The sequence below is a fragment of the Bacillus sp. SIMBA_008 genome, assembly GCF_046535495.1.
In the GTDB taxonomy this organism is placed as follows: Bacteria; Bacillota; Bacilli; order Bacillales; family Bacillaceae; genus Bacillus; species Bacillus subtilis.
Genome location: NZ_JAWRWL010000403.1, coordinates 1 through 275, shown reverse-complemented (window position 1 = coordinate 275; position 275 = coordinate 1). Strand labels below are relative to the sequence as shown.

Annotated in this window: 1 protein-coding gene; it reads right to left on the bottom strand. The window is 72.7% G+C overall.

Features of this window, described 5'->3' with window-relative positions; genetic code table 11:
• On the bottom strand, positions 1–275 hold a 275-nt coding region (locus tag SB658_RS23780; protein ID WP_410602777.1), incomplete at both ends, for a substrate-binding domain-containing protein.

Here is a 275-nt window from a genome sequence, read left to right as displayed (position 1 = left end):
CTCCGGCACGCGCACGCCGCGCGAGACGAGCGTCGACACGATGCCGATCGCGAGATGGTCGTTCGGCACGACGAGGCCCGTGGGACGGTTCTGGGGCGCGCGGTCGGCGATCTGATGGCCGAACGCCCGTCCCACCTCCGAGTTCACCCGCTCGGTCCAGATGCGTTCGAGCGTCGCACCGCCGTGCGCTTCGACCGCCTGCTCGGCGCCGCGCAGACGGTCGCGGATCTGCCTCACCTCGTCGCGTGCGCCCACGAATGCGAGGCGCGTGCGCC